This window comes from Candidatus Borrarchaeum sp., assembly GCF_019058535.1.
Lineage (GTDB): Archaea > Asgardarchaeota > Sifarchaeia > Borrarchaeales > Borrarchaeaceae > Borrarchaeum > Borrarchaeum weybense.
This window is the reverse complement of the sequence record NZ_JAHPYX010000098.1, coordinates 1-3,233: the sequence shown is the minus strand read 5'-3', so window position 1 is coordinate 3,233 and position 3,233 is coordinate 1. Positions and strand designations below refer to the sequence as shown.

General features: G+C 41.8%; 5 protein-coding genes. 4 read left to right on the top strand and 1 reads right to left on the bottom strand.

Going from position 1 to position 3,233, the window contains the following annotated elements:
• From QVB70_RS05510 to QVB70_RS05495, 4 genes are all read left to right on the top strand, one after another.
• Positions 1-240 (top strand): hypothetical protein (locus QVB70_RS05510; RefSeq protein ID WP_287584190.1); only part of this gene is annotated, 240 nt, incomplete at its 5' end.
• 162 nt (positions 241-402) lie between these two features.
• Entirely contained in the window at positions 403-879 is a 477-nt protein-coding gene (locus QVB70_RS05505) for a hypothetical protein (protein WP_287584188.1), read from the top strand.
• Between the two features lie 70 nt (positions 880-949).
• Positions 950-1,456, top strand: coding sequence for a hypothetical protein (locus tag QVB70_RS05500; RefSeq protein ID WP_287584186.1), 507 nt, complete (start codon positions 950-952; stop codon positions 1,454-1,456).
• A 72-nt stretch (positions 1,457-1,528) separates the two neighbouring features.
• Positions 1,529-2,005 (top strand): hypothetical protein, encoded by a 477-nt coding sequence (locus QVB70_RS05495; protein WP_287584184.1) that lies wholly within the window; start codon positions 1,529-1,531, stop codon positions 2,003-2,005.
• Between the two features lie 22 nt (positions 2,006-2,027).
• Here the strand turns inward: QVB70_RS05495 and QVB70_RS05490 are convergent.
• Positions 2,028-3,233: PAS domain S-box protein (locus tag QVB70_RS05490; RefSeq protein ID WP_287584182.1), on the bottom strand; the 1,206-nt coding region annotated here is incomplete at its 5' end.

The window sequence follows — 3,233 nt, the reverse complement described above, 5'->3', positions numbered from 1 at the left end:
TTAAAAGTCCTGAGGGGTAGGGACGGTGCTGCCGATGCCAAAAGCCTTTACAACAGCCTCGAAGTGGACCTACTCCCTTGGTGTTGGGAGCGGCGGGACTTGAGAGTACCCGCCATTAAAACACCACCCGAGGTTGGGTACACCAACCCCTGTCTCCGCAGAAAGGGTTGTGTGAACAACATCCGACCTCAATTCCTCTCCGCCCTAAAGGGCTGGAGTCTCCTTGAGGTAATCTTATGATGAGGGACTTAAGGCAAGTAATTCTAATATATCTTATACACATACGAAACTTATACCAAGATTAGAACCCTACACGAATTTTTTATCGAGCTTAAGAATGAGTAATCATTTGGGACTAATACTCAAACGCTTGAACATCTAGATTAAGGGAAGGAGGAGACAATGGCTATGAAAATAACGATACCGTGGGAACTAAAATACAAATATGCTAGGGGAATGTTGACAACTCTGTTCAAAGGATTCATGTATGTGATCCGTGAGAGACATGGCGCGGCAGAAGCACTCGAAATACATCAACTGGTCAATAAAATGGATAATAGAATACAGAATATGATCCGCACACTTAAAGATGTTTTCAAAATAGAGGAAAACGATATCAAAGCGCTTAGAAGTGTGTGGGAGATCTATCTGGACCTTACTGGGATTATAAGCACCACACTTGAGCAGTCTGAAAAACTTTGGAGACATAAAATTACTACCTGTGCCTGGGTAACAGAGCCCAAAGATCTCAGCGATTGGTGCTATAACTACTGTAGCCTTATGAACAAGTTCATAAATCCAAAGACGACCCTTGAGCGACCTAAAGCCATGTGTACAGGAGATTCAGAATGTGAATTTGTGGTTAAGATTGAAGAGTGACCCTTGCTCCTTATTATGAAATATATCCACAAATAGTACAAAAACAAACAATTTAGGGGATATGAGGGAATTGGCTAAGAAATTGCAGCCGCCTTGTGCGTCGCCCAAAAGAGGGCTACCTTGGGAACTAAAATATAACTATGTTAGAGGACAAATGACAACTCTGTTCAAAGGATTCCTATATGCAATTCGTGAAGAATATGGTGCTGCTGCCGCACTCAAAATTACTGAAAAGATGTGGAGATTTAAGGATAGAGTAAAAAACATGATAAATACATTCTTAAGCGTTTTCGAAATACAGGGAAACGATCTTGAAAAATTAGCGGAGTTTTGGGACGTCTATTGGGAGATTCAAGGATCTGAGGCCATTATACTTGAGCGATCTAAAACAATTAATAGAACTAAAATCACGAAGTGTCCATGGAGTACACCAGATCCCAAAGATATCAGCGGCTGGTGCGAAATCTGGGCAAATATCGTTAGCGAGAGTATAAATCCCAAAATTTCCACTAAACGACTTAAAGGAATGTGTGCAGGGGATCCGTATTGTGAATACGTTTGGAGAATAGAAGACTGAATCAAACATTTCAAAATCGTTCTCTAAAGTTGTCGGATATAGTAAACTCAGATTGAGGGAGAGGAGGGGACTATGACTGAGAAAATATCGATACCTTTGTTATTAAAACATGATTTTACTTTGAGAGCTTATTCATCTATCGTCAAAGGATTTTTATACGCGATCCGCGAGAAACATGGTGGAAACGAAGCGCTGGAAACTTACTTAAGGGTCTGCACAATGGATGATAGAATAAAGAATCTTACAAATGCACTTCTAGATATCTTCCAACTAAAGGGGAGTGATGCTGAAACAATAGGAAAGTGGTTTGAAGTCTGGTTTGAACTCACTGCATTTGAATATGCTATACTTGAGCAGTCTAAGACAAGTAGTAGAGTTAAGGTCACCAAATGTCCGTTCAAAACAGAGCCCAAAGATCTCAGTGACTGGGCTTTAATCTTCACAAATCTTGTTTCAAAGACCATAAATCCAAAAGCTACAGTTGAACGCCCTAAAGCAATGTGTGCTGGGGATTCCTATTGCGAATACATTTGGAAAATAGAAGAATGAAACTGCAGTAAGAGTGTCAGCATTATAGCGTAAAGTAGAAGGTTGCGCCTTTTTCTACTTCCCCTTCAGCCCAGACACTGCCGCCATGACGATGAATGATGCGCTTCACTGTAGCTAGGCCAATGCCGATTCCTTTGAAATCATCCGTTGAATGAAGGCGTTGGAAAGCACCAAATAATTTATCGGCATAGGCTTTATCGAATCCCGCCCCGTTATCGCGGACAAAATACGCAGTTTCACCATCATGTGCTATAGCACCGAATTCTATCTGCGCAATTGGTTTTTTCCCAGTAAATTTCCATGAATTACCAAGAAGATTTTCCAGCACTGCACGAAGAAGTCGAGGATCACAATCTGCAGTAAGTCCTGGTGTGATAATAAATTTCAACTGACGCTCAGGTTCTGCCTCTTGGAGTTCCATCACGATTTCGTGTGCAATTTCACTCAGGTCAACAGTTTCATAGCGTAACTCTCTTCGCGTAATCCGGGAAAGTCCTAACAAAGCATCTATGAGTTCACTCATGCGTATGCTTGCTGCACGCACACGTTGGAGATAATCTTGTCCTTCTCGATCTAGTAAATCTAAATAATCCTCAAGTAGCGCTTGGCTGAAGCCGCTAATGCTTCTAAGCGGAGCACGGAGATCATGCGAGACGGAATAACTAAAAGTTTCTAGTTCTTTGTTGAGGGCCTCAAGTTCAATAGCTCTTTGCTTCAAATCTTCATTCAATTTAAAGATTTCCTGCTCCGCCCGCTTGCGCTCGGTTATGTCACGAGTGATGCCCCAAACTCCTATGGGTTTGCTTTCCTCATCTTTGATGAGCCATGTTCTTAACGAGATAGGGATGTTGGTTTCATCTTTCTTGATGGATTCTATTTCGTACACATCCGAATAGCCCCGAGGAATCGTTTGTTCTTCAAGCATTTTTTCTATCGTGTCATGCCATTTTCTAGGAATGAATTCTCGAAAGCCCTTGTGATATAGTTCTTCTTTTAGATACCCATGCATATCCGCAAGGGCCTGGTTGCATTCGAAAATGAATCCTTCCATATCTATGGAGACGATGCCGTCTATAGAGGATTCATACAAGCCTCGATAGCGCTTCTCTGACTCTTTAAGCTCTAAGGTCCTCTCTTCTACGAGTCTTTCTAGGTTCTCAGTATAATCGGTCAGTTTCGTCATCCATTCGCTTGAACTCATCCACTCGCCAATGCTCAATTCTTCATC